The sequence below is a fragment of the Pectobacterium betavasculorum genome, assembly GCF_000749845.1.
GTDB lineage: Bacteria > Pseudomonadota > Gammaproteobacteria > Enterobacterales > Enterobacteriaceae > Pectobacterium > Pectobacterium betavasculorum.
Genome location: NZ_JQHM01000001.1, coordinates 1,369,684 through 1,386,172 on the forward strand (window position 1 = coordinate 1,369,684; position 16,489 = coordinate 1,386,172).

The 16,489-nt window shown below is 51.7% G+C and carries 14 protein-coding genes and 1 pseudogene; 3 read left to right on the forward strand and 12 right to left on the reverse strand.

Translation table 11 applies throughout. From position 1 onward, the window contains the following. The 4 genes from KP22_RS06160 to pgpB all read right to left on the reverse strand — a co-directional run bounded on the left by KP22_RS06160 (position 1) and on the right by pgpB (position 4,213). Positions 1-1,554 carry a sugar ABC transporter ATP-binding protein gene (locus KP22_RS06160; protein ID WP_039323499.1) on the reverse strand — a complete coding sequence of 518 codons (1,554 nt, stop codon included), beginning with the start codon at positions 1,552-1,554 and terminating at the stop codon, positions 1-3. Beyond that, positions 1,554-2,186 (reverse strand): DUF2291 family protein, encoded by a 633-nt coding sequence (locus tag KP22_RS06165; RefSeq protein WP_039323104.1) that lies wholly within the window; start codon positions 2,184-2,186, stop codon positions 1,554-1,556. The genes KP22_RS06160 and KP22_RS06165 overlap by 1 nt, the downstream gene beginning before the upstream one ends. A 44-nt stretch (positions 2,187-2,230) precedes the next feature. After that, entirely contained in the window at positions 2,231-3,172 is a 942-nt protein-coding gene (locus KP22_RS06170; protein ID WP_039323107.1) for a D-ribose ABC transporter substrate-binding protein, read from the reverse strand. Positions 3,173-3,436: 264 nt separating this feature from the next. Then, positions 3,437-4,213, reverse strand: a complete 777-nt coding sequence (gene pgpB, locus KP22_RS06175) for a phosphatidylglycerophosphatase B (RefSeq protein ID WP_039323110.1) — start codon at positions 4,211-4,213, stop codon at positions 3,437-3,439. Positions 4,214-4,471: 258 nt separating this feature from the next. Between pgpB and ribA the strand changes: the two genes are divergently transcribed. Then, the gene (ribA, locus tag KP22_RS06180) at positions 4,472-5,065 is read left to right on the forward strand and encodes a GTP cyclohydrolase II (protein ID WP_039299247.1); all 594 of its coding nucleotides are present in this window, start codon (positions 4,472-4,474) and stop codon (positions 5,063-5,065) included. 70 nt (positions 5,066-5,135) lie between these two features. Here ribA and KP22_RS06185 read toward each other — a convergent pair whose 3' ends face one another. The 3 genes and pseudogenes from KP22_RS06185 to KP22_RS22990 all read right to left on the reverse strand — a co-directional run. Beyond that, a complete protein-coding gene (locus KP22_RS06185) occupies positions 5,136-6,770 on the reverse strand; it encodes an ABC transporter substrate-binding protein (protein WP_039323112.1) in 1,635 nt (544 codons plus the stop codon). 229 nt (positions 6,771-6,999) lie between these two features. Further along, the gene (gene acnA / locus KP22_RS06190) at positions 7,000-9,672 is read right to left on the reverse strand and encodes an aconitate hydratase AcnA (RefSeq protein WP_039323115.1); all 2,673 of its coding nucleotides are present in this window, start codon (positions 9,670-9,672) and stop codon (positions 7,000-7,002) included. A gap of 162 nt (positions 9,673-9,834) precedes the next feature. Then, positions 9,835-10,069, reverse strand: a pseudogene (locus KP22_RS22990) (hypothetical protein); the annotation flags it as partial. A 116-nt stretch (positions 10,070-10,185) separates the two neighbouring features. On the opposite strand from KP22_RS22990, the gene gstA reads away from it, so the two are divergent. Then, entirely contained in the window at positions 10,186-10,794 is a 609-nt protein-coding gene (gene gstA, locus KP22_RS06195) for a glutathione transferase GstA (RefSeq protein WP_039299237.1), read from the forward strand. Between the two features lie 41 nt (positions 10,795-10,835). Here the strand turns inward: gstA and pdxY are convergent, their stop codons facing one another. The 5 genes from pdxY to anmK form a co-directional block, all read right to left on the reverse strand. Next, positions 10,836-11,693 carry a pyridoxal kinase PdxY gene (pdxY, locus tag KP22_RS06200; RefSeq protein ID WP_039323118.1) on the reverse strand — a complete coding sequence of 286 codons (858 nt, stop codon included), beginning with the start codon at positions 11,691-11,693 and terminating at the stop codon, positions 10,836-10,838. Positions 11,694-11,777: 84 nt separating this feature from the next. Continuing rightward, complete coding sequence (gene tyrS, locus KP22_RS06205) at positions 11,778-13,055, reverse strand: tyrosine--tRNA ligase (protein ID WP_039323120.1); 1,278 nt, start codon at positions 13,053-13,055, stop codon at positions 11,778-11,780. A 232-nt stretch (positions 13,056-13,287) separates the two neighbouring features. After that, entirely contained in the window at positions 13,288-13,971 is a 684-nt protein-coding gene (gene pdxH / locus KP22_RS06210) for a pyridoxamine 5'-phosphate oxidase (RefSeq protein ID WP_039301028.1), read from the reverse strand. Positions 13,972-14,078: 107 nt separating this feature from the next. Then, positions 14,079-14,396, reverse strand: coding sequence for an MliC family protein (locus KP22_RS06215; RefSeq protein ID WP_039299230.1), 318 nt, complete (start codon positions 14,394-14,396; stop codon positions 14,079-14,081). Positions 14,397-14,492: 96 nt separating this feature from the next. Continuing rightward, a complete protein-coding gene (anmK, locus tag KP22_RS06220; RefSeq protein ID WP_039299228.1) occupies positions 14,493-15,605 on the reverse strand; it encodes an anhydro-N-acetylmuramic acid kinase in 1,113 nt (370 codons plus the stop codon). Positions 15,606-15,953: 348 nt separating this feature from the next. On the opposite strand from anmK, the gene KP22_RS06225 reads away from it, so the two are divergent. After that, positions 15,954-16,421 carry an outer membrane lipoprotein gene (locus KP22_RS06225; RefSeq protein ID WP_039299226.1) on the forward strand — a complete coding sequence of 156 codons (468 nt, stop codon included), beginning with the start codon at positions 15,954-15,956 and terminating at the stop codon, positions 16,419-16,421. Positions 16,422-16,489: the final 68 nt, after the last annotated feature.

Here is a 16,489-nt window from a genome sequence, read left to right on the forward strand (position 1 = left end):
TCAGAACCCTTGTGCACTTGCCGAAACTAATGCCGATTCGCTGGCCGACTGACGCACAATATTCGCCGTCAGCTTGCCATTCGACATCACCAAAATACGGTCCGATACCGCCATAATCTCTTTCAGATCCGAGGTGGAAAACAGCACACCAATGCCTTGTTCGGACAGCCCGACCATCATTTCAAACACATCGGCTTTTGCCCCCACATCAATACCGCGCGTCGGTTCGTCCAGTAACAACACTTTAGGACTGGTCAGCAACGAGCGGCCAATCACCACTTTTTGCTGATTGCCGCCGCTCAGTGCCTGAATTTCCACCTCAGGTGAAGACACTTTGATCGCTAACCGCCCAACGGTGCTGGCAACCACCTCTTGTTCCTGCCGCTGGAAGATCGCCATGCCGTATTTCAGCCGTCGCCACAGGCTGGCGATAGTGAGATTGGACGCCACCGACGAGAGCGGAAAGATGCCAGTTTTTTTGCGATCTTCCGGCACCAGACTCATTCCCATACGAATGCGCTGCGCGGTAGAAAGGCGCGGACTCACGGGCTTACTATCGAGATAAATCTTGCCCAGATAATCATTCTGAATGCCCAGCAGACACTCAAAAAGTTCGGTTCGTCCTGCCCCCATCAGCCCGTAAATACCGACAATTTCCCCTTCACGTACCATCAGCGAGACATCGTTAACGACCTGATGTCCTGCATCATTGAGGCAGGTAAGGTGTTCAGCCTCCAATATCGGCGCACCAAACGTTCTACCCGAATGTAGGAAACTGGTGACAGGGTCACCGCCGAGCATTTCCCGCACGATCCACGGCACGTCAATGTCGCTGACCGCTGCTTCCGCCTGAAAACAACCGTCACGCAAGATGGTGATGTAGTCGCCAATCGCCATCAATTCTTCAAGCCGATGCGAAATGTAGATGATGGAAACATTCTGGCGAGTCAGTTCGCGTATTACGCGAAACAGAATTTCCACTTCGGTTTTGCTGAGCGCGGAGGTCGGTTCGTCCAGAATCAGAATGTCGGCCTGATCCGCCAGCGCCTTGGCGATTTCCACCAGTTGCTGCTGCCCGACTTTCAGGCTGGCAACTTCGGTACGCGGCGAAATATCCTGATCGAGACGCGCCATCAGCTCCGCCGCAATCCGCTCCTGCTCCAGGCAATCGATGGGCGCAACCCCCTTTTGCAGTTCCCGGCCCAGAAAAATGTTCTCCGCCACGCTCAAATTCTCGGACAGATTAAGTTCCTGATGCACCATGCCGATACCTTTCGACGCCGCATCACGCGTATCCGCGATGCGCACTACTTCGCCATTCAGCAGAATCTGGCCGGACGTCGGCTGTTGCACACCAGCCAGAATCTTCATCAACGTCGATTTACCCGCCCCGTTCTCACCAATAATCACGTTGACCTTGCCGCGATAAACGTTGTAATCGACGTTATCCAGTGCTTTGGTGCCGGGAAACAGCATAGTGATGCCTCGGGTCGCCATCACTATTTCGGGTGGGCTAACCACATCTGGTTGCATAGCCGCATCTGAACGTTCCATCATTGAGTCCCTCCGCTGCTCGCTCCGGTCAGATTTAGCGTCATCGGTACCGCATCGCTGATGCCCTGTTTGGTCACCACCAACGCTGCCAGTACATTAACGGATTTACCCTGCACACTTGCATCCAACTCTGGTAACGACGCGATCGCTTTGTTATTCAGCGCGCGTGCCAGTTGGGCAAACTGCACCTGATTCTTGAAATCGTCAAAGCGGATAAATCCTGCCGCATCACGAATCGCATTGCCTTTAACGATGGGCCCTAATTGAAGCGTGACAGCGTCACCTTGCACGTCAAGCGTCAATTTTCCTTCGCGATTTTCCCGGTCAACCCCGCTGACCGTACCCTGAATCCGGGCGTAGACGGCTTTGCGTGCCGATCCCTCCAGCGCTGCCTGCGTTTTCTTCACCTCCTCCCATGACAGCGCCTGCTGTTGCGCCGCAGGGAGCAGCGTTGGCTGCCACAGCACAGTCGCGATGCTCTCTGGTGTCATGGTGCTATAGCCTGGCGTAGCCGCTGGATCGACCGGAATAATCGGCTTACCGTTTTCATCCAGATCGACCACCGTACAGGCAGACAGCAGCAAAGCGCAGAGCCCAACCCAACCAGCGCGATATCGTTCATCAAACAACATAACGACTCCTCTATCAGCAGGCGCTAACGCGCCCGCTGCCTCGATTACGGTTTCAACGCAAAGGTGTTGAGTTTGTTCGCGTTAGACTCATCGATCAGAATGCAGTCCATCAACTGTTTTTCATCGTGCTGTGCCTTGCCGTTTTTCAGGTAGTAATCCGCCTGTTCAACCGCCATCTGCGCCTGTTGCCAGCCGGGTTGCAGCACCGTGGCTTTGATATTGCCTTTATTGATAATGGAATCGCGCACATAGTCACTACCGTCAAAGCCCACCACAATCACGTCGTGACGCCCCGCCGCTTTCAGCGCCGCTTCTGCACCTAGCGCCATGGTGTCGTTGCCGGAAATCACGCCGGTGATATCGGGGTTCGCCTGCAAGATGGCTTCCATGCGGGTAAACGCTTCCGTCTGACTCCAGTTCGCCGTTTGTCTGGCAACCCGCTTCATGTCGCTGTATTGATCGATCACATCATGGTAGCCCTGCGAGCGGACGTGCGCATTGGTGTCCGACTCGCGCCCAATCAGCTCGACGTACTTACCTTTCTGCCCCATCAGTGCGACGAATTTCTCCGCACCGAGCTGCGCACCCTGATAGTTATTGGAAACGATCTGCGCCACGGCCACGCCGGTTTCATTGATTTCACGGTCGATCAGGAACGCAGGAATGCCAGCGGCTTTGGCCTTCTTCAACGGGCCAATGGTGGCATCAGCCCCGGCATTATCCAGAATGATAGCTTTCGCCTTGCGGGCAATGGCAGTTTCAATCAGTTGGTTTTGTTTGCTGACGTCATCGTCATGCGACACCACCAGCGTGGTGTACCCGAGTTCAATGGCTTTGGTTCTGGCACCTTCGGCTTCCGCTTTAAAAAACGGATTATCGTGTGAAGGAGTAATAATGGCGATCAGGCCGTTATCTGCGGCGAACGTACCCGCGGAGAGGGAAAACATGATGGCCAGCAGGGAGGATTTCAGACGGTAAGGTTTCATTGTTATTCTCCTGTTTGAATATATATTCAATATTGAATTAACATTCAAGTAAAGTTTTACAACCAACCAAAAAATTGTCCAACAGCAAAAACGGGAATAGCGAGGCAGCTCACAAATTGTTTACATTTTGCGTGAGGAGATAAGGTATGGGGGAAAAGACAAGAACGAAGAGAGATTGGCGAGATAAAAAATGCGGATGACTGGCACCATCCGCAAAGATTCACTCAATAAAGACACGACAAGAGATAACTCACGATAAAAATGCTACGAGGATTTATTCTCGGCAGCAGCATCCTCCGCCTGCTCCTTAATCTCTTCATACTGGAGCGACAGTGGGCCGCACCAGCGCTGTGCCAGCCAACTGGCGACAACGACCAGTAGCCAACTGATTAACGTCGCCACCACCAGATCCTGCGGCCAATGCATGCCGAGTACCAAACGGCTGCCCATGACGCCGCTGGCCCAGAGCATCAGTACCACCACCGTTTTATAATGCCGACGCGCCCACAGTAACCCAACGCCCAGCAGTGCCCAGGTTGCGGCAAACATCGTGTGCCCGGAAGGGAAAGCAAAGCCAGTTTCAAACTGCCAGTGGCTGCGTAGCCACTGTGGGATCTGTGCTTGATCCTGCAACTGCGTTTTCACCAGTTCCGAACGCTCCGCGCGCGGCAGTGAGTAGAAATAGCTATCGTCCACCTGATGATTTTTCTCCAGCCAGACGACATAGGGGCGTGATTCTTGTACCCACTCTTTAATCACTGATTTTATGCCCTGCCCAATCAGCACAGTCAGCACCATAATGACTAACAGACCGAGCGCTGGCTTCAGGCGAAAACGCAGGCACCAGAGAAACCAGATGCTCAGCACAGTGCTGGTCAGGATGCCCCACGGTGATGTCACCGTCTCAGTGATCCAGAAGAGTACACGTAACCAAAGTCCGTCATACTCCGGCTGCCACTGCCAACCGCTCATCCAGATAATCATTGGCATAATCAGTAACAGTGCCGCGCCAATGGTTGTTCGTTTGGCAATCTCGTACATAATTTCTTCCCATAATTCAGTATGATGCTATGCAACAAAACTTTTACAATTCTATCAGAAAATCCGACACGAACTGTCAGTATGGCGTAAAATAGCGCTCAGTTCTGTCAATGAATCTGAAACTAAACCGCGGTAAGGTCACGTTGTAATTCAATTTTTGTGATGTTCTTAAACAGGCTTTTTTGCTGGTCAAGCGCGATAGGTCGCAGTAGGATTCGCCTCAGCACTTTTTTGGACACAGCTTTTTTGGAGAAAAGTATGCAGCTAAAACGGGTGGCGGAAGCCAAGTTACCCACTCCGTGGGGCGATTTTCTGATGGTGGGTTTTGAAGAGATCGCCACGGGTCACGATCACCTTGCACTGGTCTATGGTGATATTTCCGGTTCAGTTCCCGTACTTGCTCGCGTGCATTCCGAATGCCTGACGGGGGATGCCCTGTTTAGCCTCCGCTGCGACTGTGGCTTCCAGCTTGAGGCTGCATTAGGCCACATCGCCGAAGAAGGTCGCGGCGTGCTGTTATACCATCGTCAGGAAGGCCGTAATATCGGGTTGCTCAATAAAATTCGCGCTTATGCGTTGCAGGATCTGGGAGCCGATACGGTAGAAGCGAATCATCAGCTTGGGTTCGCTGCCGATGAACGCGATTTCACGCTGTGCGCTGACATGTTCAAACTGCTGGACGTTGATGAAGTTCGCCTGCTGACTAACAACCCGCAGAAAGTGAAAATCCTCAACGAAGCCGGCATCAATATCGTCGAGCGTGTGCCATTAATCGTCGGGCGTAATCCGAAGAATGAGCACTATCTGGCAACCAAAGCCGCCAAAATGGGGCACATGCTGGATATAAAATAACGATCCCATCGTTCTGAGATCGTTTCCTTCAATGTCTACAGCCGGTTTTTCACCGGCTGTTTTATGTAGACTAGTGCTTGAGGATGTACATATCTTGCGTGTAATAATCGCCGCGAACATTAGGCGAAAAACCACCGATATACGTCTTAACCATCTGCGGCTGAACATAGTAATAGATGGGCAGTAATGGAATAGTGTTATCTAAAATATCCGAGGCCTGTTGATAAATAGCCTCTTTCTCATGCTTATCTTTGACCGTCAGCGCCTTTTTCAGCAGCGCGTCATACTGTGCATTACTGAACTTACCGTTATTGTTGCTATCGTTGGTTTCCAGCGTGTTCAAGAACGTACTGGCTTCATTGTAATCTCCTGTCCAAGACTGTCTGACCACTTCAAAATTCCCCGTACGTACGGTATCCAGCATGGTTTTCCATTCCTGGTTTTGCAGCGTCACTTCTGAACCAAGGTTCTTCTTCCACATTGAACTGGCGGCAATCGCCACGCGTAAATGCGACTCGGACGTGTTGTAAAGCAGATTGAGTTTCAGCGGATGTTTCTCATCAAATCCGGCCTCTTTCAGCAGTTTCTTCGCCTCATCATTGCGCTGCTGCTGCGTCCAGTTTGCCCACTCAGGATCCTTGCGCTGGAAGCCTCCTACATTTTTGGGAATCAAGCTGTAAGCAGGCGTCTGCCCCATGCCTAGCACATTATTTGCGATGATATCTTTATCCAAACTGAGATCCAGTGCGCGGCGAACGCGTGGATCGTCAAAAGGGGCTTTTTTCGTATTGAAACGGTAGAAATAGGTGCCAATCTGTGGCGAAACCTTCACTTCTTGCGGGTAGTCTTTTTTCAATGACGCAAACTGGATGGGTGATAAAAGTCCCGTGATATCAATTTCGCCCGCTTTATAGCGATTTAATTCCGCTGCCTGCGAGCTGATCGGCAGGTACGTGACTTTGTTAATTACGGTATGCGCATCATCCCAATACTGGCTATTGCGCTTGCCGACGATGCGTTCGTTAACCATCCATTCGCTCAGCGTGTAAGGGCCACTGCTGACGAAACTCCCAACCTGCGTCCAGTTTTCAGGATGCTTTTCAATGGCGGTTTTCGGCAATGGCACCATAACATGATAAGCCGACATTTCCAGGAAATAGGAAAGCGGATGTTCCAACGTCACTTCAACCGTATGGCTATCCAGCGCCTTTACACCTAGCGTATCCGGTGCCTTCTTGCCCGCCATAATATCTGCCGCATTCTTCACATACATACTGGCGACGTAGCTACCGTAAGGCGATAGCGTTTTGGGATCGCTAAGACGTCGCCAACTGAAAACCACATCATCCGCAGTAATCGGCGAGCCATCGGACCATTTGGCATTCGGCCGCAGGTGGAACGTCCACACCGTGTTGTCTTTATTATCCCAGCGTTCGGCCAGTCGCGGCTGGATAATGCCATCATCACCCACGCGAATCAGGTTATCGAAGAAGTCATTGATAATATGGCCTTCTACATCACTTTCTACCTTATGCGGATCCAGCGATGCAGGTTCGGAACCATTGCCCCGCACCAGTTCTTGTTTATCCGCTAGCGCCGTCCCGGCAGGAACCTGTGCCGCAAAAGCCGATGTCATTGCTCCTGTCGCGCATAGCGTCAGAAGTAGCAGCGAGTGTTTAAAACGTTTTTTGATTACAGCATTCATATAACCTCCTGTTATATCCCCGTTATTCTTCAAACCGCGTTAGCGTTGTCGTCGGGGCATGGCTGGGTAATAATTTTTACTTATTCCCCATGTAGTTAGCGTCAATAGATAGTTAGCATCAACACAACATAACCACAATTCAACAGAGGATTCGAGTCTTTCATGTGGGAAAAAGTGCGCTGGCGCAGCGGAAAGTGCACCAGCGTGGAGGGACTACGCGAAGATAACGTTACAACATATTGCGGATAACGTAATGCAAGATGCCATCGTTCTGGTAATAGGTCAGTTCATTCCGAGTGTCGATGCGGCAACGGGTAGCAATCGTCTGTGTATTACCATCAGCATCCGTGATGTTTACCTCAACCGTGGCACCCGGTGTCAGTTGATTTAATCCCATAATCGAAATCTGTTCATCACCCGTTAATTGCAGCGTTTTACGCGTCACACCTTCGGGAAATTCCAGCGGTAGAATCCCCATCCCAATCAGGTTTGAGCGGTGGATACGCTCGAACGATTCGGCGATCACTACGCGAACGCCCAGCAAACGCGGGCCTTTCGCAGCCCAGTCGCGGCTAGAACCCGAACCGTACTCCTTCCCGGCAAACAGCGCCAGTGGGACACCCTCTTCCTTGTAGCGCATCGCCGCATCATAGATCGTCATCTCATTCTGCGACGGGATGTGGCGGGTATAGCCGCCCTCTTTACCCGGCACCATCTCATTACGGATACGGATGTTGGCAAACGTCCCGCGCATCATCACTTCGTGGTTACCGCGCCGTGAACCGTAAGAGTTAAACTCCGTGGTTTCAACACCGCGTTCCAGCAAATATTTCCCTGCCGGGCTATCACGCTTGATATTGCCTGCTGGCGAGATATGGTCGGTTGTAACGGAATCGCCCAGCATCGCTAGAATGCGCGCCTTGTGGATATCCTGAATCGGTTCCGGCTCTTTCCCCATATCCAGAAAGAAAGGCGTTTGGCGAATATAGGTCGATTCTTCCGGCCACTGATAGGTAGGGTTGTCGTCGACCTCGATATCCTGCCACTCCTGCGTGCCTTCAAACACCGCAGCATATTGCTTGTGGAACATGCCTGCGCTGACATTCAATACCGCATCCGCCACCGCTTTCGTCGAGGGCCAGATGTCTTTAAGATAAACGGCTTTCCCGTCACGATCTTCACCCAGCGGTTCTTGCGTCAGATCGACATTCATATTCCCCGCCAGCGCGTACGCGACCACCAGCGGTGGCGATGCCAGCCAGTTCGTCTTCACTAGCGGATGAATACGACCTTCAAAGTTACGGTTACCTGATAACACTGCGCCGACCGTCAAGTCGCCTGCTTTTATCGCCGCTTCTATCGCATCCGGCAGCGGGCCAGAGTTGCCGATACAGGTGGTACAGCCGTAGCCCACCAGATTGAAGCCCAACTCGTCGAGATACGACGTTAATCCTGCTTTAGCATAATAATCCGTGACGACCCGCGAGCCCGGTGCCAGCGAGGTTTTAACCCACGGTTTGGTTTTCAGCCCCCGCTCTACGGCGTTTTTTGCCAGCAGACCAGCCGTCATCAGCACGCTAGGGTTAGAGGTATTAGTACAAGAGGTGATCGCCGCGATCACGACCGCGCCCTGATGCAAGCGGTGCGTCTCACCTTCCAACGTGAACGCTTCGTAGTCAGAGCTGTTCTTCACCGAGCTGACATCCAATTCCCGACTGGCTTTGAAGGCTTCTGGCACACCGGCTAACGGCACGCGATCCTGTGGACGCTTCGGCCCTGCCAGACTGGTTTCCACCGTAGCCAAATCCAGCGCGAGCTGGCTGGTGAATACCGGTTCATCGCCCGTATTACGCCACAATCCCTGCTGCTTACTGTAGGCTTCCACCAGTGCAATCTGTTCTTCGGCGCGGTTGGTCAACCGCATATAGTCGAGCGTGATTTGATCGATGGGGAAGAAGCCACAGGTTGCACCATATTCCGGTGCCATGTTGGCGATGGTTGCGCGATCCGCTAGCGGCAGCGAATCCAGCCCATCGCCGTAAAACTCCACAAATTTGCCGACTACACCATGTTTACGCAGCATCTGCGTGACCGTCAGCACTAAATCGGTTGCCGTAATCCCTTCTCGCATTTTGCCGCTTAATTTGACGCCAACTACATCGGGGATCAGCATTGAAACCGGCTGCCCCAGCATCGCGGCTTCGGCTTCTATCCCACCGACGCCCCAGCCGAGCACGCCCAAACCGTTAATCATCGTGGTGTGTGAATCGGTTCCTACCAGCGTATCGGGGTAGGCAAACTGTTTATCACCCTGTGTTTCGTACCAAATAGCCTTGGCCAAATATTCCAGATTCACCTGATGGCAGATCCCGGTTCCCGGCGGCACGACGCTGAAGTGGCTAAAGGCATTTTGTCCCCAGCGCAAAAACTCATAACGTTCACGGTTACGCGCCATTTCCAACTGCGTGTTATCCGCTAGCGCCTGACGATCGCCGAAATGATCAACTGTAACCGAGTGGTCAATAACCAGATCGACTGGCGAAAGCGGGTTAACCTTATTCACATCGCCGCCCAGCCGTTTCACCGCCGCACGCATCGCCGCCAGATCGACCACCGCAGGCACGCCAGTAAAGTCCTGCATCAGCACGCGCGCCGGACGATAGGCGATTTCCCGATCGGCGTGACCGATTTTCAGCCAGTCTACCACCGCCTGAAGATCGTCCTGCTCTACGGTGTCGCCGTCCTGATGACGCAATAAATTTTCCAGCAATACCTTGAGTGACTTCGGTAATTTGTCGATATTGCCAAGCGTTTTCGCCGCCTCCGGCAGGCTGTAGTAATGGTAAATCTGCTGTCGTACCGTCAGTGTTTCCAGACAAGTGTCGCGAAGGTGTGATGACATGCTTCCTCCCAAATTAACTTGCTATTCGTTATTCTGCGTCAGGCGCTCAATGAATAACCAGCCTGAGCTTGCGGTCTTATTTAAAGATAACACAAACAAAAAATAACGTTTTTGCAACAATGCTATATGAACACAGCAATAGCCGTTAGCTATTAAAAAGAGAGAAGCCATGCCATTACCAATCACATTAGCCGCCGTGCGCCTCATATCCAGGAACGGGTCGATACCGATAATCAGTAAAATACCCGCTTCGGATAATAGGCCGCTTCGCTACTTGCGGTAGCAAACGCCAGCATACTCGGTTCGCGTAGCAGCTTGATCAGTCCCAGGTTGCTTTCTTACCAAGGAACAATGCACCTGCACCGAACATCAGTCCCCACAACAGCGCCAATCCAATTTTGCAAGAGGACTCACACTCTCTCGTTACGTTTTGTTGTAAAAAAACAACATGTCGTTATTCAACAATCCTCAGCGCGTGTGTTGATGGAAAAATAATAATAGAAAGGGGTTTTCATGAAACTGTTTTACAAAGCTGAAAGCAGTTCTCTTTTTACACACATCGTTTTGCTCGAATCCAAATTGGAGTTCAAGCTGGAGAAGGTCAATCTGCGTACGAAAAAGACAGAGCGTGGAACTGACTATACCTTGATCAATCCGAAAGGGATGGTGCCAGCGTTAGAATTGAAAGATGGTTCCATTCTGACTGAAGGCGTCGCTATCGCCGAATACATCGCCGATCTGGTTCCGCACTGTAATCTTATTGCGCCTACAGGAAGTTTGGCGCGTTACCATACGATTGAGTGGCTAAATTATATTTCTGCTGAACTGCACAAAACGTTTACGCCAATTTTCCGCCCCGGCACGCCAGAAACGTATAAGGATCTGTTAGTTGAATATTTGCAGGTCAAATTCCGTTATATCAATCAGGTGTTGAGTGAACAGAATTATCTGGTTGCGAACCGCTTCAGCATCGCCGATGCGTACCTGTTTACCGTGATGCGCTGGGCACAGTCATTAAAGTTGGATATGTTCCGCTACCCTGCGCTAGCAGCCTATCTCGACCATATTGCCGAGCGCCCTTCCGTCGCTACCGCGCTTAAGGTTGAAAGGTTGAAAGGATAGCATGCAATAACGCCCCGACTCTCGGGGCGTTATGTGTTTCACTACAGGCGAACGGCCTGGAAATGATGACGCGGATTGGCAATACTATCCTGAGCAGCAACCAGTTGCAGCTCATACTCATTCATCTCTTTCGTCACCAGCATGACTTCATACACAGCAGCCGTTGTGTGTTCCAGCGCTTTATCCAGCGCCACACCTTTCAGCAAATTCACCAGCAGCAATCCACTGGTCAAATCGCCCACACCTACAGGCTGGCGTTCAAACTCCACCAGCGGGCGGCTGATATGCCAGGCATCCGTCGGCGTAACCAGCAGCATTTCAAAGCTGTCTTCACGACTTGCGGCTCTGCTAAGATGCTTCACCAGAACAATTTTTGGCCCTTTCTCACACAGCGCACGCGCGGTTTCCACGGCCTCTGCCACGTTGTGTACGGTACTGCCACCAAGCAGCTCCAGCTCAGGCAGGTTCGGTGCGATAATATCGGCCGCTAACAGCGACTGCTGGCAGTGAAAATCAGACACGCCGGGCGCGACGATACAGCCTTTCTCCGGCGTACCCATTACCGGATCGCAGAAGTACAGCGCATCGGGGTTGGCGGCTTTTACCTGCCGAACAATACCCAGAATATGTTCCCCTTGCTCGGCAGAGCCGATATAACCGCTCAATACCGCATTACAGGTCTTCAGCTTGTCGATGTTCGCAATCCCCTGCACCACTTCAGTTAAGTGGCTGGCGGGCATCACACATCCTGTCCAGTGACCGTATTGGGTATGGTTCGAGAACTGCACCGTATTCAATGGCCAAACGTTTGCGCCCATCCGACGCATTGGAAACTCTGCCGCACTGTTACCGGCATGACCAAAAACGACATGTGACTGGATGGAAAGTATATTTTTCATTAGATATGACTCAGATCCTTGCCAGCGCCTGTGCGCCTCAACTTACAAGAAGAAAGGGAGCTGGCGCTCCCTTGTCGGTAATGCTTATGCTTTCCAGCAGATCAGGCAGTAGTGTTTTTTACCGCGACGCAGCAAGGTGTAGCGATCAAACAGACGGTCGGAAGCACTGAATGTGTATTCAGGATTGGCCTGTTTTTCGCCGTTAATCATTACCGCATTAGAAGAGATCATCGTACGAGCTTGACCACGTGACGGCACCAGCTCAGCGCTGACCAGCGCCTGTTGCAAATCTGCACTGTTTTCCAGTTCGATGATCGGCATACCATCCTGCGCCAGTTGGGCAAAATCGTCCTGTGTCATATCCTGCAATGCGCCAGAGAACAGGCTTTGGGTAATGCGACGAGCGGCTTCCAGACCCGATTCACCATGAACCATACGGGTGACTTCTTCCGCCAGCACGTATTGAGCGCGCGGTGCTTTGCCGCTGTTCTTGTCTTCTTCTTCCAGCGCATCGATATCTTCGAGGCTCATGAACGTGAAGAATTTCAGGAAACGGTACACATCGGCATCCGCCGTGTTAATCCAGAACTGGTAGAATTTGTAAGGGCTCGTCTTACTTGCATCCAGCCAGATTGCGCCACCTTCCGTTTTACCGAATTTCGTGCCGTCAGATTTGGTGATCAGCGGAACGGTCAGACCATAAACCTGTTTTTGATTCATACGACGCGTCAGGTCGATACCAGACGTGATATTGCCCCACTGGTCAGAACCACCGATTTGCAGTTCAACATCATGTTGCTTGTTCAGCGAGGCAAAGTCGTATCCCTGCAACAGGTTGTAAGAAAACTCGGTGAACGAAATGCCGACGTCATCACGGTTTAAGCGCTGTTTGACGGCTTCTTTGCTGATCATCTGGTTAACGGAGAAGTGTTTGCCGATGTCGCGCAGGAAATCCAGCACGTTCATACTGCCGAACCAGTCGTAGTTATTGGCGGCAATCGCGCTGTTTTTACCGCAGTCAAAATCCAGAAACGGAGAGACCTGACGGCGGATTTTTTCTACCCACTCACCCACGGTTTCAGCCGTGTTCAGCTTGCGTTCAGTGGCTTTAAAGCTGGGGTCACCGATCAATCCCGTAGCACCGCCGACCAGCGCAACCGGCTTGTGACCGGACAGCTGGAAGCGCTTCAGGCAGAGCAGCGGCACCAGATGCCCCAAATGCAAGCTGTCAGCGGTGGGATCGAAACCGCAATACAGTGCAATTGGCCCTTGCGCCAGCCGCTCTGCTAACGCTTCCTCATCCGTCACCTGGGCAATCAAGCCCCGCTCTTGCAATTGTTTAATCAGGTTACTACTCGCCATCGATAACTCCATTTTTATAAAAACAGGCCGTCACGTTCCCTTTGGGTTAACGCAAGAAGCCGTAAGAATGCGCAGCATACCTGTCTGCTGTCGCATGATGATTTCGCTGCCGCATTACCTTACAAACAGGCCATGAACGTCATATCGCCACGTAATACCCAGTCAACGCGAAACTTCATAGGATAAAGTGCTGATGATAGGAGCGCCAGCGTTTAACAAGGATATTTCGCGATTAAGGCGCTAAACGATCGATCTGCCAGCCCTCTTCCTTCCGCTGGTAGAAAAATCGGTCATGCAGGCGGTGTTCACCGCCCTGCCAAAATTCGACAGAATCAATTACTACACGGAAGCCACCCCAGAAGCTCGGCAAAGGAACCTCGCCGTTTTGAAATTTTTGCTTCAACTCCAAAAACTTGCTTTCCAGTACGCCTCGCGCGGAAATCCGGCTGGACTGTTTTGATACCCATGCACCGATTTGACTGTCTTTCGGGCGACTGTGGAAATATTTCAGCACCTCAAGCGCAGGCAGCTTCTCTACGCGCCCCAGCACCATCACTTGTCGCTCCAGCATATGCCAAGGGAACAGTAGACTGATGCGTGGATTATTTTCCAGATGATGCGCTTTGCGACTGCCCAGATTGGTATAAAACACCATGCCTTTCTCATCATAGTGTTTCAGCAGAACGATACGCTGGTAAGGCTGCCCGTGCTCATCAACGGTCGCGACAGACATCGCGGTAGGATCGGGCAACTTCGCCTCGCAGGCTTGTTTCAGCCAGCGTTCGAACAAGTCCAGCGGATTAGCGGGAAGATCGCCACGGCGGAGACCGCCACGTGTATATTCACGGCGAATGTCAGCGATATCGGCTGGTTGAATAAGAGGAGTACCGTCAGAGAGGGAGCGTTCCTGTGTCATAATATCCTGCTGTCGCAATGTCGGGCCAGAAGCGGGGGAAAATCCCATTCTGCTCCCGTACCCGAAAAATCGCAATCAGCAGTAACGACGTAACCGTACGGTGTCAGTTACATCGGTGCCAGCATACAATCATCTACGATAACCCGTTCACCCCGTTGGATAAATGCACGATCGCCTTTGCTCCAGAATGCGTAGGTATCATTGCTATATCTGACGCCAGAAGCGGACACCACTTGAGGTAAGCTGAGACGTTCACCGTCCAGCAAGAAACTCACCTGAGAAGGCGCTTCGCCTCCCTGCTGTTGCGTAACGGTGAGCGGCATTGTGCCACATTGGTAATGCAACGTTTCTACCGTCTGTTTATGACCAAAATAGCTGCATCCACTCAGCATAATCAGCGCAGTCCCTGTCAGCAATCGTTTCATTTTTTCTCCTGTCATTCCTGTCAATGGCGGCAACTGACGCTGCCGCTCATTTAAGTTTAACAAGAGGGTAATGATGAACCTCTCGGCAAAATCTGATTAATCCACGTTAACCGGATAAATCGCACCTAACACGGTTTCCTGACTCGCCCCCGTGACAGACGGCAGATTACCCGGTAATCCTGACAGCGTGCGTGACGCCAGCCAGGCAAATGCCAGCGCTTCCATATCATCGCCGCTTACGCCACATTCATTCGTCGTACTGACTTCAATACCTGGCAGCAGAGCCGAGAGCCGCGTCATGATGAGCGGATTCCGCGCACCGCCACCACAAACTAATAAACGTTCACATCCGCCAACCAGCAGTACTTGCTCGGCGATACTCATAGCCGTCAACTCACCCAATGTCGCCTGAACATCCTTTGGCGCAATGGGAGGCAGACCAGCCAGCATTTTTTCCAACCAACCCAGATTGAAATATTCTCGCCCGGTGCTTTTCGGTGCCCGTAATGCAAAGTAAGGATCGCTCAACATCCGGCGTAATAATAACGGGTTCACCTGTCCACTCATCGCCCATACGGCGTCTTTATCATATGGCTGCGCACGGTGCCGCCAGATCCAGGCATCCAGCAGCATATTCCCTGGTCCGGTGTCGTAACCTCGCACGGGTGCCCCCGGTACCAGCAGCGATAGATTGGCAATTCCCCCAATGTTAAGCACAATACGACGCTCAACAGGGTGCAGTAGCAACGCATGGTGGAAAGATGGCACCAGCGGAGCACCTTGCCCGCCATAAGCCAAATCGCGACGGCGGAAATCCCCCACGGTGGTGATACCAGTCAAGGCAGCAACGCGGTTATTATCGCCTATCTGCATAGTACAAGGCGCATCGCCTGTGGGCTCATGCCAGACTGTCTGTCCGTGGCAGCCAATCGCAGTAATATCCTGCGCGCCCAGCGCAGTCTCTTTAAGCAGCGTCAGCACAGCTTCTGCAAACAAGATTCCCAGACGCGTATCCAACTGCCCCAGCACTGACAGCGTCACCGCCTGCCCTTGACACATTCCCAGGATGGCCATTTTGATATCCTGCGGTATCGGGTGACAGTAGCTGGCCTGCTGAGCCACCGTATGTTCATCAATCGCGGCTAGCACGACATCCACACCATCAAGACTGGTGCCGGACATCACGCCAATATATCTGCCTGATCTCATTATGTAGCCTTTGCCTCTATGGAATAAAAAGAGAACATCGATAAAAACCATTATGTCGAGAATAAAAGTAGCACGTTAACACGCTGAATTATTAAATTTTTTGTGTTTTTGCCACACGGGTTAGGTTTTGACCAAAAGTCGCTTTTTGATAATATTTGCTACAAAAAAGCCCTTTCTCCTGCTATTTACTTCTCTGTTTATGCACAATTTAAGCGCACTATTATATTCTGCAAAAAAGAGTAAAAAGAGTGGCATGCTATACTGAGCCAGACCATAATTTATAGGTATAACACTGCGTCGGCCGAGGCTGAGCCAGCCCGACATATTCGCTATTAAGGAGTTTTTATTATGATGAAGCGTTTACTTGTGGTTACCCTTGCTGGTATCACGCTGGCTGGTTGTGCTAATACCAGTACGCTTTCAGGTGATGTGTACAGTGCATCCGAAGCTAAGCAGGTGCAGAGCGTTACCTACGGCACCATCGTTTCTATGCGTCCGGTTCAGATTCAGGCGGGAGAAGATTCTAACGTTATCGGTGCTCTGGGCGGTGCGGTACTGGGTGGATTCCTGGGTAACACTATCGGCGGCGGATCTGGTCGTAGTCTGGCGACAGCGGCTGGTGCGGTGGCAGGTGGTGTAGCGGGTCAAGGCGCAACGGGTGCACTGAACCGTACACAGGGCGTAGAACTGGAAATTCGTCGTGATGACGGTAGCACCATTATGGTGGTACAGAAACAAGGCGATACGAAATTCAGCGCAGGCCAACGCGTAGCCATGGCGAGCAACGGTCACAGTATTACCGTCTCTCCACGCTAATGTTGTGTGACGATCGCCGCAGATAGCGGCGATCGTCACAACGAATAATCAACTCCCGGAACGAATAA

Bases quoted from the DNA above. Each gene is read 5' to 3' on its own strand.
- pgpB (WP_039323110.1), bottom strand. From the start codon at position 4,213: ATGTACGAGATTGCCAAACGAACAACCATTGGCGCGGCACTGTTACTG.
- KP22_RS06215 (WP_039299230.1), bottom strand. From the start codon at position 14,396: ATGAAACGATTGCTGACAGGGACTGCGCTGATTATGCTGAGTGGATGC.
- KP22_RS06165 (WP_039323104.1), bottom strand. From the start codon at position 2,186: ATGTTGTTTGATGAACGATATCGCGCTGGTTGGGTTGGGCTCTGCGCT.
- ribA (WP_039299247.1), top strand. From the start codon at position 4,472: ATGCAGCTAAAACGGGTGGCGGAAGCCAAGTTACCCACTCCGTGGGGC.
- anmK (WP_039299228.1), bottom strand. From the start codon at position 15,605: ATGAGATCAGGCAGATATATTGGCGTGATGTCCGGCACCAGTCTTGAT.
- pdxY (WP_039323118.1), bottom strand. From the start codon at position 11,693: ATGAAAAATATACTTTCCATCCAGTCACATGTCGTTTTTGGTCATGCC.
- KP22_RS06185 (WP_039323112.1), bottom strand. From the start codon at position 6,770: ATGAATGCTGTAATCAAAAAACGTTTTAAACACTCGCTGCTACTTCTG.
- KP22_RS06160 (WP_039323499.1), bottom strand. From the start codon at position 1,554: ATGGAACGTTCAGATGCGGCTATGCAACCAGATGTGGTTAGCCCACCC.
- pdxH (WP_039301028.1), bottom strand. From the start codon at position 13,971: ATGACACAGGAACGCTCCCTCTCTGACGGTACTCCTCTTATTCAACCA.
- tyrS (WP_039323120.1), bottom strand. From the start codon at position 13,055: ATGGCGAGTAGTAACCTGATTAAACAATTGCAAGAGCGGGGCTTGATT.
- acnA (WP_039323115.1), bottom strand. From the start codon at position 9,672: ATGTCATCACACCTTCGCGACACTTGTCTGGAAACACTGACGGTACGA.
- gstA (WP_039299237.1), top strand. From the start codon at position 10,186: ATGAAACTGTTTTACAAAGCTGAAAGCAGTTCTCTTTTTACACACATC.
- KP22_RS06170 (WP_039323107.1), bottom strand. From the start codon at position 3,172: ATGAAACCTTACCGTCTGAAATCCTCCCTGCTGGCCATCATGTTTTCC.
- KP22_RS06225 (WP_039299226.1), top strand. From the start codon at position 15,954: ATGATGAAGCGTTTACTTGTGGTTACCCTTGCTGGTATCACGCTGGCT.